Origin of the sequence: Modestobacter sp. VKM Ac-2977, assembly GCF_026968045.1 — a bacterium.
GTDB lineage: Bacteria > Actinomycetota > Actinomycetes > Mycobacteriales > Geodermatophilaceae > Modestobacter.
In genome coordinates this window covers 295,975-313,092 of sequence record NZ_JAPVBQ010000001.1, presented here as the reverse complement: position 1 = coordinate 313,092, position 17,118 = coordinate 295,975, and the positions used below count along the sequence as shown (strand labels likewise).

The window sequence follows — 17,118 nt, the reverse complement described above, 5'->3', positions numbered from 1 at the left end:
ACCAGCAACCGCTCACAAGAGCTGCTGGATCGGCTCGAGTGCGAAGTAGACGACGAAGACGGCGGCCACCACCCACATGAGCGGGTGCACGTCGCGACCGCGGCCGACCGCCAGCCGCAGCAGCACGAAGCTGACCACCCCGGCACCGATCCCGTTGGTGATCGAGTAGGTGAACGGCATGAGCGCGATCGTCAGGAAGGCGGGGATGACCAGCGACATGTCGTCCCAGGACAGGTCGCGGATCTGGCTGATCAGCATGGCGCCCACGATCACCAGCACCGGTGCGGCGGCCTCGGAGGGCACCACCTGCACCAGCGGCGTGAAGAAGGCGGCCACCAGGAACACCAGGCCTGTGACCACGCTGGCCAGGCCGGTGCGGGCGCCGTCCCCGACGCCGGCGGCGCTCTCGATGTAGGTGGTGTTCGACGAGATGCTCGACGCGCCACCGGCCGCCGCGGCCAGCGAGTCGACCAGCAGGACCGGCTGGGAGCGGGGCAGGTTGCGGTCCTCGTCGAGCAGGTCGCCCTCGGCGCCCACCGCCGTCACGGTGCCGACGGTGTCGAAGAAGTCCGCGATCATGATCGAGAAGACGATGAGCAGAGCGGCCAGGACGCCGATCCGGTCGAAGCCCCCGAACAGCGAGAAGTTGCCGATCAACGACAGGTCGGGCAGGCCGAACCAGTCGTCGGGCCACGAGGGCACCTGCAGCGCCCAGCCCCGCGGGTCCAGCTCGTTGCCGTCGGGGCCCACCCGCGGCCCGATGCCGGCGATCGCCTCGACCACGATGGCGAACAGCGTCGTGAGCACGATGCCGAGGAGCAGGCCGCCCCGGACCTTCCGGACGACGAGCACGCTGGTGACCAGCAGGCCGACGACGAAGGTGAGCAGCGGCCAGCCCGCCAGCTGGCCCCCGACGCCGAAGCTGATCAGCGGCGAACCGGGCCGGATGACCCCGGCGTCGGCCAGCCCGATGATGGTCAGGAAGAAGCCGATGCCGACCGCGATGGCGATCTTCAGCTGGGCCGGGATCGCCTCGAACACCGCTCGGCGGAAGCCGGTGAGCACCAGCACGGCGATGAGCAGGCCCTCCAGCACGACCAGCCCCATCACCTCGGGCCAGGTGAGCTGGGTGGCGGCGTAGACGGCGACGATCGCGTTGATGCCCAGGCCGGTGGCCAGCGCGAACGGGTAGCGCCCCACGATGCCCATCGCGATGGTCAGCACGCCGGCCACGAACGCCGTGACGGCGGCGACCGAGGCGAACGGCAGCGTGTTCCCGTCGACGTCCGCGCCGGACAGGATGATCGGGTTCAGCACGACGATGTAGGCCATCGCGAAGAACGTCGTGAAGCCACCCCGCACCTCACGGGCGACCGTGGACCGCCGCTCGGTGATCGAGAAGTAGCGGTCCAGCCCGTTCTTCGGGCGCACCCTCGGCCCGGGGCTGCGCCGGGGGCCGGTCACGACTTCGGCGGGGGTCCCGGCGTCGGCCGGTGCGGGCGCGGCGCCGACGGCGGTCGCACCCGTGCCACTGACGACCTTGCGGGCACGCTTGCGGGACTTGTCGGGCATGGGTGGACCCCCGGGGACGGCGACCGGCGCGGCTCCGGCGGGGTCGACGTCCCCGGCGGGCCGCCCGGTGCGGGTGGCATCGAGCGGCGACAGCGTGCCACACCGCCCGGGCGCGTCGGACGGACCACCGTTCCGACCTGCGGTTCAGCGGCCTAGGGTCGGGGGGTGCCCGCTCCGACCCGGCCCTCTCCGCCGCCCCTGCAGGTCGACACGGTGCGGGTGGTCCTGACGGGTACCGCGCTGTGGGCGATCGCCCTCGTGGTGCTGCTCTTCCTCGGCGACCGGGTCGACCCGGTCTGGACCTGGACCTGCGTGGCCGGCGTCGTGCTGCCCGGCCTCGGACTGGCGCTCATGCGCTGGCAGGGCCAGCGCTGAGACGACCTGCCCCATTGCACGCCCAGTGCACACACTGCACGTGCTGTAGGGCGTGCACAGCGGGCGAAGAGCGTGCGATGCGCCTGGGCGCGGCGCTCAGATGACGTCGAAGTCCGCGGTGTCGTAGCGCGCCGTGGGGGTGAACTCGGCCGGCTCGCCGTCGGTGCGCTCCAGGCTGGCCTGGCTGTGCGCGCCGCAGCCGTAGTCGGCGGTGACGACGTGCCCGTCGGCCGGGGCGTAGGCGTTGCTGCAGGCACCCAGCGACAGCCGGAGCGAACCGGCCAGCGGCAGGTAGAAACCGCAGGTCGAGCAGGGGCCGGGGGCGTGCCGGGCCATCGACGAGCGGGGCCCGAAGTCCCCGTCGCGCCAGCGCTGCGCGGCCTCGATCCGCCCCTCGGGTGAGAGCACCCGCTCCCGGCCGATGCCCAGCTCCTCGGCGACGACGCGGCCGGCCGGGTCCTCGGCGGAGTCGTCGTCGGCCAGGTACGCGGGCACCAGCCGGGCGTCGTCCTCGGTGGAGGGCAGCACGTCGCCCACCGACAGGTCGCCGGGGCGCAGCCGCTCGTGCCACGGCACCCACGCCGGGGCGAGCAGCGCCGAGTCACCCGGGAGCAGCACGACCTCGTCGAGGGTGACCTCGTCGGCGCCGGGCACCGCGGCCAGCGTCACGGCCCAGTGCCACCCGGCGTAACCGAGCAGGGTGGCGGCGAAGGAGTGCGTGCCGACGACGCCGAGCGCGGGGTCGGCCTGCTCACCGAGCGCCTCCGGGGTCACCCCCAGGTGCTCACCGACCGCCGCCGGGTCACCGGCCACCTCGATCGCGGCGGCCCGGGCCTGCTCGACCGCAGCGGCCAGCACCTCGTCGGGAGAGGAGCCAGGGGACGCGGCGGCAGGAGTTGAGTCGGACACGTCCCCCATTGTCGCCGATGACGGCAAGGCCGTCCCGGCCAGGGAGGCGTCCTTCCACCTGCAGCGCGCACAGGCGGCTGCGGCACCATGGGCGGGTGCCCGACTCCCCCGCCCCGCGCACGTGGGGTGGCGGGATCGCGCTGGCCGTCACCGGCCGGCGGGGCTCCACCGCGGCTGCGGCGCTGCCGGTGCTCGCCGTCGGCTGCACCCTCGGGAGCCTGGGCAGCCGCTGGGTCATCCGCACCACCGATCGGGAGGCAACAGCGTGAACGGGGCAGCACGGGCATCGGGGACGGCACTGCTGAGCGGGGTGCTGCTGCTCACCGGGTGCGGGGACTCCAGCAGCTCCGGCGGAACCGCCGGGGACGACGGCGGGACCGCCCCCTCGGTCACCGTGCGGGCCGGCGGTGACCCGATCACCGTCAACCCGACCCAGTACTGCCTGGACGGGGAGGGCCAGCGCTACCGGACCGAGCCGACGTACCTGGAGGTCGCGCCGGACACCGAGATCGTGCTGGAGGTGCCCGACGCGGTGGCCGAGGCCGGCTGGAGCGTCCAGGTCTTCGACGAGCGGCTCGAGGAGCGGATCGGCGACATCGACGTGCCGGCCGGCACCGCCGTCCTCGACGAGATCAACACCTCCGACGTCGTCCCCCCGACCTACTACCTGGTGGTCGTGGAGGACTCCGACACCGACGCCTGCGAGGGGCTCTCCGGCGCCTGGCCGGTGGGCTTCATCCGCGCCGACACGACCACCAGCCCCGCCGGCTGACGGCCCCGCTGCAGGAGCCCTGCAGCGGGGCCCTCCCTCAGGCGTCGAGGTCGTCGGCGACCGCGCGCAGCACCGCGGCGACCTTGCGGGCCATCGGCTTGTCGGGGTGGCGCCCGTGCCGCAGGCCCTCCGAGACGCCGTCCAGCAGCGTGATCAGGTCCTCGATGATCGGCACCAGGTCGTCGGGCTTCTTGCGGGTGCCGGCGACCGCGGACGGCAACGGGTCGAGCACCTGGACCTGCAGCGCCTGGTCACCCCGGCGGCCCTGGACGATGCCGAACTCCACGCGCTGGCCGGGCTTGAGCTCGGTGGTGCCGGCGGGCAGCGCGTCCTTGTGCACGAACACGTCCGGGCCGTCCGAGTGGGCGAGGAAGCCGAAGCCCTTCTCCGCGTTGAACCACTTCACCTTGCCGCTGGGCACGTCGATCCCTCAGTCAGTCGTTCCTGGTCCCGGCCGTCGCGGCCGGTGGCGTCGGCAGCCGCGGTGGGCTGCACGCCCGCCAGGTTAACCACGGCCGGCCACCCCGCGGCCACCGCTTTCCGGGCCGGGAGCGGGCGGCGGGGCTCAGGCGAAACGGTGCGCGGCTGCGGCCTGCAGGCCCAGCTCGTCGATCGACGTCTCGCGCATCTCGACCTTGCGCACCTTGCCGGTCACCGTCATCGGGAAGGCGTCGACGACCTTCACGTACCGCGGCACCTTGTAGTGGGCCAGCTTGCCGGCGCAGAAGGCGCGCAGCCCCTCCGCGGAGAGCGGTTCGGCCTCCGCCCGCAGGCGCACCCAGGCCATCAGCTCCTCGCCGAAGCGCTCGTCCGGGACGCCGATCACCTGGGCCTCGACGACGTCGGGATGGGTGAAGAGGAACTCCTCGATCTCCCGCGGGTACACGTTCTCCCCGCCGCGGATCACCATGTCCTTGATCCGGCCGACGATGTTGAGGTAGCCGGCGTCGTCCATCACGGCGAGGTCGCCGGTGTGCATCCAGCGGGCGGCGTCGAGCACCTCGGCGGTCTTCTCCGGCTCGTCCCAGTAGCCCAGCATCACCGAGTAGCCGCGGGTGCAGAACTCACCGGTCTGCCCGCGCGGGACGGTCAGCCCGGTGTTCGGGTCCACCACCTTGACCTCCAGGTGCGGGTGCACCCGCCCGACGGTCGACGTCCGCCGCTCCAGGTCGTCCTCGGCGGCGGTCTGGGTGGACACCGGGGAGGTCTCGGTCATGCCGTAACAGATGGTCACCTCCGCCATCCCCATCTCCTCGACCACCCGCTTCATCACCTCGACCGGGCACGGCGAGCCGGCCATGATCCCGGTGCGCAGGCTGGACAGGTCGTAGGAGGCGAAGTCCGGCAGCGCCAGCTCGGCGATGAACATCGTCGGGACGCCGTAGAGCGAGGTGCACCGCTCGTCCTGCACCGCCCGCAACGTCGCCGCGGGGTCGAAGCCGGGCGCCGGGATGACCATCGTCGCGCCGTGCGAGGTGCAGCCCAGGTTGCCCATCCCCATGCCGAAGCAGTGGTAGTAGGGCACCGGGATGCAGACCCGGTCGGCCTCGGTGTAGCCACAGCCCTCGCCCACGGAGAACCCGTTGTTGAGCAGGTTGTGGTGGGTGAGCGTGGCGCCCTTGGGGAAGCCCGTCGTCCCGGAGGTGTACTGGATGTTGATCGGGTCGTCGGGCGAGAGCTGCGCCGCCCGCTCGGCCAGCCGGGCCCGGTCGCCCGCCCGGCCGGTGTCCAGCAGCTGCGTCCACTCCTCGTCACCGAGGAAGACGACCTCGCGCAGGTCGGGGCAGTCCCCGCGCACCTCGTCGACCATGGCGCGGTAGTCGCTGCCCTTGAACTCCGGCGCGGCCACCAGCACCGAGATGCCCGCCTGGCGCAGCACGTAGGACAGCTCGTGGGTGCGGTAGGCGGGGTTGATGTTGACCAGGACGGCGCCGAGCTTCGCCGTCCCGTACTGCACGAAGACCCACTCGGCGCAGTTCGGCGCCCAGATGCCCACCCGGTCGCCCTTGGCCACGCCGAGGGCGTCCAGGCCGAGGGCGCAGGCGTCGACCTCGGCGACCAGCTCGGGGTAGGTCCAGCGGCGGCCCGTGGCGCACTCGACGAGCGCCTCGTGGTCGCCCACCCGCGCTGCCGTCCGGTCGAGGTCGTCCCCGATCGTGTCGCCCAGCAGGGGCACCGTGGAGGTGCCGCTGCTGTAGGACGGCAGCGCGGGGGCCGTCACCGGCCCTCGCCCGCCATCAGGCCGGCCCGGTTGGGCTTGTCGACCGGATGGGCATAGCGCAGCCGCTCCGGCGGGAGCGGGAAGGCGTGGTCCTCACCGAACGGGGAGAGACCGCCGGCCATCTCGCTGACCAGCTCGGTCACCGGCGGACCGTCGCCACTCGACTGCCCCCAGGTCGGCTCGACCAGGTGAGCGTGCTTCGCCTTGCGCTTGGACATGACGCCTCCAGTTGCTCTGCCGGGCCCGGGAGTGCTGCCCGGGTGCCTCGTCGGCCATCTTCCCGCGTCGCACCCGGCTCACGCACGCCGCGGGGTGGCCGTGTCGCTGGGAGGGGTCAGCGCCGGCCGGCCGGCCGGGCGCCGTAGACCGTGCCGGCGCCGTCGGCGGTGAGCAGCCACTCCCGCGGGGAGACCTCGGCGTAGCGCACCTCGGCGCCGTCCAGCCGCTGCACCGCGCGGGTGCGCCAGACCGCCGTCGACTTGAGCTGCAGCCGCAGCGGCTCGTCGGTGAGCTCGTCGTACCCGGCCGGCTCGACCTGCAGCAGCGCCGGGCCGGCGATCCGCAACCGCCCGTGCTGCCAGGGCTCCCGGGCCAGGGCGGCGGTCCACCGGCGGGCGCGCAGCCAGGCGCCCAGCCCGACGACGGCCACGACCAGCCCGCCGACGACGAGCAGCACGACCATCAGCCCGGCGAACGGCGGCCGCGCCCCGCCTTCGGCGGTGATCCGGATGACGGCGGCCCCGAGCAGCCACCCCAGGACGACGGCGACCACACCACCGGCCAGCCAGCGCAGCGCCCCCGCCCGGAGCGCGGCCAGGTCGGTGCGGGTCTGCGGGTCGTCGAGCGCGGGCACCCCGGGATGGTGACAGAGCCCGGCCGGGCACGGGGTGCACCGCGGGTGGATCCCCGGCGCACCTGGTGGCCAGCGCGCGTCGCGCCGCTCCTGCCCGGCAGGCGACCGCGCCGCCTCAGCCGCCCAGGAACGTGACGAGCGGCCGGGCGTGGACAAGGCGCTCGCGGACCTCCCGCTCACCCCACCGCCCGGAGGTCCGCTCCTCACGTGGCAGCCCGCAGAGGAACAGGTCGTCGGTGATCAGCCGGAACAGCAGCGCACGGAGGACCACCTGGTCGAGCTGGACCGGGTCGGCGACCAGGTCGAGCAGGTCGAGACCGGCTCCGTACGAGAGCACTGCGTCCACCACGAGCAGGGCGCTGGCGTAGCCGGCGGGACGGCGGTAGGGGGTGAGGTCGATGACCGCCGGCGGCAGGGTCGGCTGCCAGAGCAGGTTGCCGGCCAGGTCACCGTGCACCAGCTGCTCGGCGGCCGACACCGGCCGCTTCAGCGCCTGCAGCCGGTCCAGCACCACGGCCCCCGGCCCGCGCCAGTGGGCCGGCGTCTCGTCCCAGGCCATCCGGTCGGCCTGCTTCCACACCGTGTCGGGGAGCTCGGGCAGCGGCCGGTCGACGGCCCGGAGCGCCGCGGTGAAGCGGTCGGCCACGGCCACGGCGTCCCGCCACGGCCCGCCGTGGAGACGGTGCTCACCCGCGACCCGCTCCCAGGCGGTCCAGCCATCGACGACGTGCGCCGTCCCGGCGGCCAAGGGGCGGGCGACCCGGAACCCGTCCGGCGTCAGGTCGGTCGTCACCCTGGCCGTCCACTCGTCGAGGACGGCATCGGTGGACGGCTTGAGCACAGCGTCGCCGACGGCGAAGGTGCCACCCTGCCCACCGGCGAGGAGCACGGGCTCCCCGCTCAACCCGAAGGCGGACAGCACCGCCCGGGACGGCGGTCGGGGCTCCACGGGCGCGACGCTAGCCACTGCCCGCCCCACCGGGCGAGTGAGTTGCACCGGCCACCGGAGCAGCACCCGCACAGGCCGACGTAGCGTGGAGCGGATGCCCACGGACCAGCCCGCCACGCTCGCCGCCTGGCTGCGCACCCGCACCGACGAGCAGCTGGGCGCCCTCCTGGTGGCCCGGCCCGACGTCGCACGCCCGGCGCCCTCCGACGTGGTCGGGCTGGCGACCCGGCTCGCGGTGCCCGTCTCGGTCGACCGCGCGCTGGACGAGCTGGACGCCGCGACCCTGCAGGTGCTGGACGCGGTGCTGCTCTCCCCCACCGACGGCGTCCCCCGCACAGAACTGCCCGCACTGCTGCCCGACGTGCCGGCCGAGGTGGTCGACGCCGCCGTCGAGACGCTGACCAGCCGGGCGCTGCTCTGGGGCGACGCCGACCTGCACGCCCCCGAGCCGGTGCGCCGGGCGGTCCGCTACCCCGCCGGGCTCGGCCGCCGGGCCACCGACCTGCGGGTCCCCCTCCCCCGCGACCTGCCCGGCACGCTCGCCGACCTGGCCGCCGACGAGCGCACGGTGCTCGAGCGGCTGGCCGGCGACCGGCCGGTCGGCCACCTCCCCGACAGCACCGACGGGTCGTTGAGCCCGGCCCGCCGGTTGCTGCAGGCCGGGCTGCTGGCCCGGATCGACGCGGTCAACGTCGAGCTGCCCCGCGAGATCGGCCTGGCGTTGCGCGGGGACCGCCCGCTCGGCCCCCCGAGGCTGCGGCCGGAGCCGGAGGTCAGCGAGCGGGACCCGGCGATCGTCGACCGCCAGGCCGCCGGTGCCGCGCTCGAGGTGCTCAGCCGGGTGAACGACGTGCTCACCGCGCTGGAGGAGGAGCCGGCCGGGCTGCTGCGCAGCGGCGGGCTGGGTGTGCGGGACCAGAAGCGGCTGGCCAAGGAGCTGCGCATCGGCGAGGCCGACCTCGCCTTCCTGGTCGAGGTCGCGCACGCCGCCGGCCTGCTGGACGTCGGCGGCGCGCAGCGCGACGAGTGGCTGCCCACCCGCGGGTACGACGCGTGGCGCGAGCAGGACCTCACCGACCGCTGGGCGTTGCTGGTCGCCGGCTGGCTGACCAGCGTCCGGTTGATCTCGCTGGTGGGCCAGCGCGACGTGGCCGGCAAGGCGGTCAACGTGCTGTCCCCCGACGTCGTCCGGCAGACCGCGCCCACGCTGCGGCGCTCGGCGCTGGGCGTGCTGGCCGAGTTCCCGTCCGGGCAGGGCCTGACCGCCCCGGAGCTGGTGGCGCTGCTGCGCTGGCGCACCCCGCGGCGGGCCGACCGGCTGGCCCCGGTCCCCGACCTGCTGGCCGAGGCCGAGCGCCTGGGGGTGCTGGTCGGCGGCGTGCTGAGCAGCGGCGGGCGCGCCCTGCTCACCGGCGGGGAGGACGACGCCGCGGACGCCATGCGCGGGCTGCTGCCGGCCCCGGTCGACCACGTGCTCGCCCAGCCCGACCTGTCGCTGATCGCCCCCGGTCCGCTGGTGGCCGACCTGGCCGCCACGCTCGCGGTCGTCGCCGACGTCGAGTCCTCGGGCGGGGCCACGGTGTACCGGGTGTCCGACGCGAGCATCCGGCGGGCGCTGGACTCCGGTTGGTCGGCCGGCGAGCTGCAGGACCTCTTCACCCGGGCCTCCCGCACGCCGGTGCCGCAGGCGCTGGAGTTCCTGATCGACGACGTGGCCCGTCAGCACGGGCGGCTGCGGGTGGGTGCGATCGAGTGCTACGTCCGCTCCGACGACCACGGCCTGGTGTCCCAGGTGCTCAGCGACCGGCGGACCGCCGGCGCCGAGCTGCGCCGACTGGCACCCGGGGTGCTGGTCAGCGGGCTGGGCGCCGACGAGGTGCTCACCGTGCTGCGGGCCGCCGGGTACGCGCCGGCCGGGGAGTCCTCCGGCGGCGCGGTGCTGACCCGGCCGAAGGCGCCCCCGCGGGCGGTCGGTCGCCGTCCTGGCGCGTTGGCTGCGGTGGGTCCCCGCCCGCTCGCGCCGGACGACGTCGCCGCGACGGTGCGCGAGATCCGGGCCGGGGACGCTGCCCTCGCCGCCCGGCGCACCGACCCGGTGCGCCAGGTGCCGGGGGTGACCACCGCGAGCACGCTGGAGCTGCTGAGCCGAGCCGTGCGCGAGGGCCTGGCCGTCTGGCTGGGCTACGTCGACGCGCAGGGCAGCGGCAGCCAGCGGGTCGTCCAGCCGGTCTCGCTGGCCGGCGGGTTCCTGCAGGGGTTCGACGAGGGGCGCGGGGAGAGCCGCACCTTCGCCGTCCACCGGATCACCTCGGTGGCCCTGGTCGGGGCGGAGGACGCGGCCACGCCGTCCTGATCTCTGTTCCCTTGATCGGGTGAGTCCGGGATGATCAAGCATCCGCCCGGCGTTGCGCGGATCGGTTGGCGTGTGCAACCAGCTGTCGGGCAGTAGATCCCGGCCCTCCGCTGGTTGCCGCCAGGGTTGAGGAGCGTGGAGATGACGAGGCAGCGAACGGTGGCCGATCGGCTGGCAGCGGCACTGGGAGCGGTGCTGGGGACGGCGCAACCACCCCTGCGGCTGCGCGGGTGGGACGGTTCCCTGGCCGGGCCGCCCGGTGCGCCGGTGCTGGCGATCCGCTCCCGGCGGGCGCTGCGCCGGCTGGTGTGGTCACCCGGCCAGCTCGGCCTGGCCCGGGCCTACGTCGCCGGGGACATCGACATCGAGGGAGACGTCTTCGCCACCTTCGCCGCACTGCGCTCCGCCGGCCGGCTGGCCGAGACCGGCCCGATGGCCCCGCCCACCTGGCGCGAGCGGCTCGGCCTGCTCGGCACTGCGGTGGCGCTGGGGGCCATCGGCCCCGAGCCGGAACCCCCGGCCGAGGAGGTCGATCTCGGGCGGGCCGGACGACGGCACTCCCGGTCCCGCGACGCGGCGGCGGTCTCCCACCACTACGACGTGGGCAACGACTTCTACGAACTCGTCCTCGGCCCCTCGATGGTCTACTCCTGCGCCGTCTGGGCCACCCCGGAGACCGGGCTGGACGCCGCCCAGGAGGCCAAGCTCGACCTGGTCTGCCGCAAGCTGGGCCTCACCGAGGGCGCGCGGCTGCTGGACGTCGGCTGCGGCTGGGGCTCGATGGCCATCCACGCAGCCCAGCGGTACGGCGCCGAGGTCGTGGGGATCACGCTGTCGGAGGAGCAGGCCCGGATGGCCCGCAAGCGGGTCGCCGAGGCCGGGCTGACCGACCGGATCGACATCCGGGTGCAGGACTACCGGTCGGTCGACGACGAGCCCTTCGACGCGATCAGCTCGATCGGCATGGCCGAGCACGTCGGCCGGGCCCAGATGCCCGAGTACGTCGCCCAGCTGCGCGCCCTGCTGCGCCCCGGCGGCCGGCTGCTCAACCACGCGATCAACTGGAACGCCGGCACGACCACCCCCGACCCGGACACCTTCATCGCGCGCTACGTCTTCCCCGACGGGGAACTGCTCGGACTGGGCGAGACGGTCGGCCTGCTGGAGTCCGCCGACCTCGAGGTGCTCGACGTCGAGGCGCTGCGCCAGCACTACGCGCTCACCCTGCGCGCCTGGGTGCGACTGCTGGAACAGAACTGGTCCGCTGCCGTCGCCGCCTCCAGCGAGGGCCGCGCGCGGGTCTGGCGGCTGTACATGGCCGCCTGCGCGCTCGCCTTCGAGGCCGGGGACATGGGCGTCAACCAGGTGCTGCTGCAGAAGGCCGGCGGCGACCAGCCGCCCCTGCGCCGCACCGCCTGGGTCTGACCCGACCCGATCCCGCTGCGGCTCGATCGCGACGTGCTCCCTGGTGCGGCTCGACCCGCACCAGGCACGGTTGAGCCGCGGGCGCTTGCGGCTCAACCCTGCCTCGGCGGGGTCGACCCGCGGGCGACGAGCCGCACACCGCCGTCCGGAAGGGGACGTCGTCCTCCGGCGTTACCGTGGACAGTCCGGCGCGCCCGTCTGCGTCGGAGCCCCCGAACAGAGGATGCGCACGCGTGAGTGACGGCCCCCTGATCGTCCAGTCGGACAAGACGCTGCTGCTCGAGGTCGACCACCCGTCGTCCAAGGAGTGCCGGGCGGCGATCGCCCCGTTCGCCGAGCTGGAGCGCTCCCCCGAGCACGTGCACACCTACCGGGTCACCCCGCTCGCGCTGTGGAACGCCCGCGCCGCCGGGCACGACGCCGAGCAGGTCGTCGACGCGCTGGTCCGGTACTCGCGCTACCCGGTCCCGCACGCCCTGCTGGTCGACATCGCCGACACGATGGACCGCTACGGCCGGCTGACCCTGGCCAACCACCCGGTGCACGGGCTGACGCTGACCAGCACCGACAAGGCCGTGCTGGAGGAGGTCGTCCGCAGCAAGCGGGTGGCCCCGATGCTCGGCGCGCGCATCGACGCCGACTCCGTCGTCGTCCACCCCTCCGAGCGGGGCCGGCTCAAGCAGGCGCTGTTGAAGATCGGCTGGCCGGCCGAGGACCTCGCCGGCTACGTCGACGGGCAGGCCCACCCGATCGAGCTCGACCAGTCGGACTGGCACCTGCGCGACTACCAGCAGCAGGCCGTGGACGGCTTCTGGGCCGGCGGCTCGGGCGTCGTCGTGCTGCCCTGTGGCGCCGGGAAGACCCTGGTCGGCGCCGCCGCGATGGCCGAGGCCAAGGCGACCACGCTGATCCTGGTCACCAACACCGTCTCCGGCCGGCAGTGGAAGCGCGAGCTCATCGCCCGCACCACGCTGACCGAGGAGGAGATCGGCGAGTACTCCGGGGAGCGCAAGGAGATCCGGCCGGTCACCATCGCCACCTACCAGGTCATCACCACCCGCCGGAAGGGCGAGTACCGGCACCTGGACCTCTTCGACGCCCAGGACTGGGGCCTGATCGTCTACGACGAGGTGCACCTGCTCCCGGCGCCGATCTTCCGGCTCACCGCCGACCTGCAGTCCCGTCGCCGGCTCGGGCTGACCGCGACGCTGGTCCGCGAGGACGGGCGTGAGGACGACGTCTTCTCGCTGATCGGGCCCAAGCGCTACGACGCCCCGTGGCGGGACATCGAGGCGCAGGGGCACATCGCGCCGGCCGAGTGCGTCGAGGTGCGGGTCAGCCTGGACGACGAGGAGCGGATGACCTACGCCGTCGCCGAGCCCGAGGAGCGTTACCGGATCGCCGCGACCGCCCACTCGAAGCTGCCGGTGATCCGCCGGGTGCTGGAGCGGCACCCCGACGAGCCGTCCCTCGTGATCGGCGCCTACCTCGACCAGCTGGAGGAGCTCGGCGCCGCCCTGGACGCCCCCGTGATCCAGGGGTCGACGACGAACAAGGAGCGGGAGCGACTGTTCCAGGCGTTCCGCACCGGCGAGATCCGCACCCTCGTCGTCTCCAAGGTCGCGAACTTCTCCATCGACCTGCCCGAGGCCGCGGTCGCGGTGCAGGTGTCGGGCACGTTCGGCTCCCGGCAGGAGGAGGCCCAGCGGCTCGGCCGGGTGCTGCGCCCCAAGGCCGATGGCCGCCAGGCGCACTTCTACACCGTGGTCAGCCGGGACACCCTGGACAGCGAGTACGCCGCCCACCGACAGCGGTTCCTGGCCGAGCAGGGCTACGCGTACACGATCGTGGACGCCGCCGACCTGGCCGGACCGGGCGAGGTCAACGGCCCCGACTGGGTCGACGAGCCCGCCGACTGAGGGAGGACCCCGCCCTCCTCAGCCCTCGCACGCTCGGGGTGAGCCTCTGGGCGGGGCCTTTCCCGCGCGTCACCTCAGGACGGTGCCCAGCCGGGTCATGCCCTCGGCGATCCGCTCCGGCGTGTGGGTGGTGAACGACAGCCGCAGCGTGGCTCGGTCCGGGACGCCGGCGTAGAACGCGGCCCCCGGCACGAACGCGACGTCAGCGGCGAGGGCCCGGGGCAGCAGCTCGGCGGCGTCCACGCCGCGGGGCAGCCGGACCCAGACGAACATGCCTCCGGCCGGCTCGGTCCAGGTGCTGCCCGCCGGCAGGGCCGCCGGCAGCGCGTCCACCATCGCGTCCCGGCGCTGCCGGTAGGCGGTCCGCAGCCGGGCGAGGTGGGTCTCGACGTCGGCCGTGGCGAACCAGGCCGCCGCGGCCGCCTGGTCGATTGTCGAGGTGTGCAGGTCGGCCGCCTGCTTGGCGACGGTCAGCGCCGGCAGCAGCCGGGACGGCGCCCGCAGCCAGCCCAGCCGCAGCCCGGGAGCGGCGATCTTGGAGAAGCTGCCCACGTGGACGACGTGGCCGTCGGCGCCCAGCTGGGCGGCGAGCGGTGCGACGTCGTGGCCTCGGTAGCGCAGCTCGCCGTAGGGGTCGTCCTCGACCAGCCAGACCCCGTGCCGTTCGGTGAGCGCGACGACCTCGGCGCGACGCTCGGCGGGCATGGTCCGGCCGGTCGGGTTGGCGAAGGTCGGGACCAGGTAGACCAGCGCCGGCCGCTCCCGTCGGATCGCCTCCTCCAGCGCGTCCGGGTCCATGCCGTCCCCGTCGGTGGCCACCGGCACGACCCGGGCGCCGGCCAGCTGGAAGCACTGCAGCGCGGCCAGGTACGTCGGGTCCTCGACCAGCACGACCGCCCCCGGGTCGACCAGCGCGGTCGCCAGCAGGGTGAGGGCCTGCTGCGAGCCCGAGGTGACCAGCAGGTCGTCGACGGAGCTGAACATGCCGCGCGCGGTCATCCGGCCGGCCACCCGGGCCCGCAGGCCGCGGTCGCCCTCGGTCGGGGCGTACTGCAGCGCGCGACGGGCGTTCGGGCTCCAGAGCACGGCGTCGTAGGCGGCGCGGACGCCGTCCAGGTCGAACAGCTCGGGGGCGGGCAGGCCACCGGCGAAGGAGATGACCTGCGGCCGGTCGAGCAGGGCCAGCAGCTCGCGGACCGGGGAACTGGCGACCCCGGTCAGCCGCTGGGCGAGCGCAGGGGTGGGCGGGGCGAGGACGGCAGCAGACACGAGGGCTCCAGGAGGCACGGCGCAGCGAGGGGAAGGCGGCGCTGGGGGGCGGGGGGTGTCCCGCCCGGGTCCGCGCCGAGGGGCCTCCTGGTCAAGGGGCCACCCCCACCTTACGACGCCCCGGGCGCCGCCGTCAGCGTCAGGGACATGAGCAACTCGTCACGCCGGTCCTCCGGGGTGATCTGCAGGGCACTCGGCCAGCGGCCGACCACCTGCCAGCCGGACCCGGCGCAGGACTCGTCGTGCCCCGCTCCCCCGGCGTTCGCGACCTCCCGCCAGCGCGCGGCCAGCTCGGCCCGCAGCTGCTCCGCCACCGTCTGAGGAGAGGTCAGCCAGGACGGGGACAGGCCGGTCCGATCGGTCACCGTCGGAGTCTCCCAGCGGCCGCCGGGTCGCCTGTGGGCGACGGGGCGGGCGGGGCGTGACGAGCCGGTCCGACCCGAGCATGACGAGCGCCACAACCAGCCGACCAGGACGGCGAACGTGCAGCTCAGCGGCCCGGTGGCCGAGCCCCATACGCCCTGCCGGAGGGGGCGCGCCGGAGGCACCCGGTTGGGCGTGTTGCTCCCCCGCCGACCAGAATGGGCCCCGACATGGCGACTGTGACACAGGCGGCGGCCCGGGCCCCGCAGACGAACAGCCGACCGCTCCGGGCCTGGCAGCAGGCGGCCCTCGGCAAGTACGAGGAGGAGTCCCCGAAGGACTTCCTGGTCACCGCGACCCCGGGTGCCGGGAAGACCACGTTCGCGCTGACCCTGGCCGCCCGGCTGCTCGCCAAGCGCGAGGTCGCCCGGGTGATCGTGGTCTGCCCGACCGACCACCTGCGCATGCAGTGGGCCGACGCCGCCGACGCGATGGGCATCGCGCTCGACCCGAACCTGACCAACGCCGTCGGTCCGGTGCGCGCCGGCACGCAGGGCTACGTGACCACCTACGCCCAGGTCGCCGGCAAGCCGATGCTGCACTCGGCGCGGGCGACCACCGTCAAGACGCTGGTGATCCTGGACGAGGTGCACCATGCCGGCGACGGCCTGTCCTGGGGTGAGGCGGTCGAGGAGGCCTACGGCCGCGCGGCCCGCCGGCTCTGCCTGACCGGGACGCCGTTCCGCACCAAGGCCGACGAGCGGATCCCGTTCGTGAAGTACGTGGAGGACGGGTTCGAGGGCCAGGGCGGCCTGATGTCGACGGCCGACTTCACCTACGGCTACAAGGAGGCGCTGGCCGACAGCGTCGTCCGCCCCGTCGTCTTCGCCGCCTACACCGGCACCTCCCGGTGGCGGAACTCCGCCGGCGAGGTCGTCGCCGCATCGCTGAGCGAGGCCGGCACCCGGTCGGTGGAGATGCAGGCGTGGCGCACCGCGCTGGACCCCAAGGGCCAGTGGGTGCCGCACGTGATCGCCGCGATGGACGACCGGATCACCCACCTCCGCGAGGAGGGCGGCATGCCCGACGCCGCCGGGCTCGTGCTGGCCAGCGACCAGGACGACGCCCGCGAGTACGCGAAGATCGTGCGCCGGGTGACCGGCAAGGCACCCGAGCTGATCCTCTCCGACGATCCCAAGGCGTCGAAGAAGATCGAGAAGTTCAACAAGGGCGGTGCCCGGATCGCGGTCTGCGTGCGGATGGTCTCCGAGGGCGTCGACGTCCCGCGCGCCGCCGTCCTGGCCTGGATGACCTCCTACCGGACCCCGCTGTTCTTCGCCCAGGCCGTCGGCCGCGTCGTGCGCGCCCGGGCGCCGCACGAGTCGGCGACCGTCTTCCTCCCCGCGGTGCGCCCGCTGCTGTCGCTCGCCGCGTCGATGGAGGAGCAGCGCAACCACGTCATGCCGCCGCCGAAGAGCCAGCCCGACGAGGAACTGGAGGCGCTCGACCTGCCGCCGCGGGAGCCGCGCGAGGGCGAGATGAAGCAGTGGGAGGCGCTGGAGGCCGACGCCCGGTTCGCGCACGTCCTGTCCAGCGGGACGGCACACACCGGCGAGGGCTCCCCTGCGGTGGTGCCGCTGGAGGCCGACGCGGAGGACTTCCTGGGCATCCCCGGGCTGCTCACCCCGGCGCAGACGGCCGAGCTGCTGGCCAAGCGGGACGACGAGCTCCGGATCCGGATCGCCGCCTCGCACGCGCGGGGGGACGACGACTTCATGGTCGTCGAGGACCACCCCGAGGAAGAGGAGGCCGGCCGCTCCTGGCGCGACGCGGCCGAGCTGCGCCGGGAGATCAACCGGCTGGTCAACCGCGTCGCGGCGAAGACGTCGCAGCCGCAGGCAGTCGTGCACACCCAGCTCCGCCAGTCGGTGCCCGGCCCGCCCTCGGCCTCGGCGTCGGTCGACGTCCTCCGCGCCCGCCGCGAGCGCCTCCGCACCATGCTCTGAGGTCGCGCCCTCCGCAGTCCGGGGCCAACCCCCGCGAGCGGCGCCAGGCCGCCCCGACCCCAGTCCCCGCTGCCGTCACCGAGTGACAGCTGAGCGGGGATCCCGGAGCCGGGAAGCCCGCTCTGCTGTCAC

The 17,118-nt window shown here is 74.4% G+C and carries 16 protein-coding genes; 7 read left to right on the top strand and 9 right to left on the bottom strand.

Translation table 11 applies throughout. The annotated features are described in order from the left end of the window. Window positions 1–12: 12 nt before the first annotated feature. Window positions 13–1,572 carry an NCS2 family permease gene (locus O2V63_RS01480; protein WP_269165797.1) on the bottom strand — a complete coding sequence of 520 codons (1,560 nt, stop codon included), beginning with the start codon at window positions 1,570–1,572 and terminating at the stop codon, window positions 13–15. Between the two features lie 165 nt (window positions 1,573–1,737). Here O2V63_RS01480 and O2V63_RS01475 point away from each other — a divergent pair, with 165 nt between their 5' ends. After that, window positions 1,738–1,947, top strand: a complete 210-nt coding sequence (locus tag O2V63_RS01475; protein WP_166753698.1) for a DUF2530 domain-containing protein — start codon at window positions 1,738–1,740, stop codon at window positions 1,945–1,947. A gap of 96 nt (window positions 1,948–2,043) precedes the next feature. On the opposite strand, the gene O2V63_RS01470 is transcribed toward O2V63_RS01475, so the two are convergent. Then, window positions 2,044–2,865, bottom strand: a complete 822-nt coding sequence (locus O2V63_RS01470) for a DUF3027 domain-containing protein (protein WP_269165796.1) — start codon at window positions 2,863–2,865, stop codon at window positions 2,044–2,046. 86 nt (window positions 2,866–2,951) lie between these two features. Between O2V63_RS01470 and O2V63_RS01465 the strand changes: the two genes are divergently transcribed. Together O2V63_RS01465 and O2V63_RS01460 are read left to right on the top strand one after the other, a co-directional pair. Further along, entirely contained in the window at window positions 2,952–3,125 is a 174-nt protein-coding gene (locus tag O2V63_RS01465; protein ID WP_269165795.1) for a hypothetical protein, read from the top strand. After that, a complete protein-coding gene (locus O2V63_RS01460; protein ID WP_269165794.1) occupies window positions 3,122–3,628 on the top strand; it encodes a DUF2771 family protein in 507 nt (168 codons plus the stop codon). Before O2V63_RS01465 ends, O2V63_RS01460 begins: the two co-directional genes overlap by 4 nt. A gap of 37 nt (window positions 3,629–3,665) precedes the next feature. On the opposite strand, the gene O2V63_RS20765 is transcribed toward O2V63_RS01460, so the two are convergent. From O2V63_RS20765 to O2V63_RS01435, 5 genes are all read right to left on the bottom strand, one after another. After that, complete coding sequence (locus O2V63_RS20765; protein ID WP_442928855.1) at window positions 3,666–4,049, bottom strand: cold-shock protein; 384 nt, start codon at window positions 4,047–4,049, stop codon at window positions 3,666–3,668. 144 nt (window positions 4,050–4,193) lie between these two features. Further along, window positions 4,194–5,849, bottom strand: coding sequence for an AMP-binding protein (locus O2V63_RS01450; protein ID WP_269165793.1), 1,656 nt, complete (start codon window positions 5,847–5,849; stop codon window positions 4,194–4,196). Next, window positions 5,846–6,067: a hypothetical protein gene (locus O2V63_RS01445; RefSeq protein ID WP_036334673.1), complete on the bottom strand. Its 222-nt coding sequence runs from the start codon at window positions 6,065–6,067 to the stop codon at window positions 5,846–5,848. Before O2V63_RS01445 ends, O2V63_RS01450 begins: the two co-directional genes overlap by 4 nt. A gap of 116 nt (window positions 6,068–6,183) precedes the next feature. Further along, entirely contained in the window at window positions 6,184–6,702 is a 519-nt protein-coding gene (locus tag O2V63_RS01440) for a hypothetical protein (RefSeq protein ID WP_269165792.1), read from the bottom strand. Between the two features lie 115 nt (window positions 6,703–6,817). Next, complete coding sequence (locus O2V63_RS01435; protein WP_269165791.1) at window positions 6,818–7,651, bottom strand: hypothetical protein; 834 nt, start codon at window positions 7,649–7,651, stop codon at window positions 6,818–6,820. A 94-nt stretch (window positions 7,652–7,745) separates the two neighbouring features. Here O2V63_RS01435 and O2V63_RS01430 point away from each other — a divergent pair, with 94 nt between their 5' ends. From O2V63_RS01430 to O2V63_RS01420, 3 genes are all read left to right on the top strand, one after another. Further along, entirely contained in the window at window positions 7,746–10,004 is a 2,259-nt protein-coding gene (locus tag O2V63_RS01430; RefSeq protein ID WP_269165790.1) for a helicase C-terminal domain-containing protein, read from the top strand. Between the two features lie 141 nt (window positions 10,005–10,145). After that, window positions 10,146–11,429, top strand: coding sequence for an SAM-dependent methyltransferase (locus O2V63_RS01425; RefSeq protein ID WP_269165789.1), 1,284 nt, complete (start codon window positions 10,146–10,148; stop codon window positions 11,427–11,429). 233 nt (window positions 11,430–11,662) lie between these two features. Continuing rightward, on the top strand, window positions 11,663–13,348 hold the full coding sequence (locus O2V63_RS01420; protein WP_269165788.1) for a DNA repair helicase XPB: 1,686 nt from the start codon (window positions 11,663–11,665) through the stop codon (window positions 13,346–13,348). Between the two features lie 69 nt (window positions 13,349–13,417). Here O2V63_RS01420 and O2V63_RS01415 read toward each other — a convergent pair whose 3' ends face one another. Further along, the gene (locus O2V63_RS01415) at window positions 13,418–14,617 is read right to left on the bottom strand and encodes an aminotransferase-like domain-containing protein (RefSeq protein ID WP_269165787.1); all 1,200 of its coding nucleotides are present in this window, start codon (window positions 14,615–14,617) and stop codon (window positions 13,418–13,420) included. Between the two features lie 110 nt (window positions 14,618–14,727). Further along, window positions 14,728–14,982 carry a hypothetical protein gene (locus O2V63_RS01410; protein ID WP_269165785.1) on the bottom strand — a complete coding sequence of 85 codons (255 nt, stop codon included), beginning with the start codon at window positions 14,980–14,982 and terminating at the stop codon, window positions 14,728–14,730. Window positions 14,983–15,210: 228 nt separating this feature from the next. On the opposite strand from O2V63_RS01410, the gene O2V63_RS01405 reads away from it, so the two are divergent. Next, window positions 15,211–16,986: a DEAD/DEAH box helicase gene (locus tag O2V63_RS01405; RefSeq protein ID WP_269165784.1), complete on the top strand. Its 1,776-nt coding sequence runs from the start codon at window positions 15,211–15,213 to the stop codon at window positions 16,984–16,986. The last annotated feature ends 132 nt before the right edge of the window (window positions 16,987–17,118 follow it).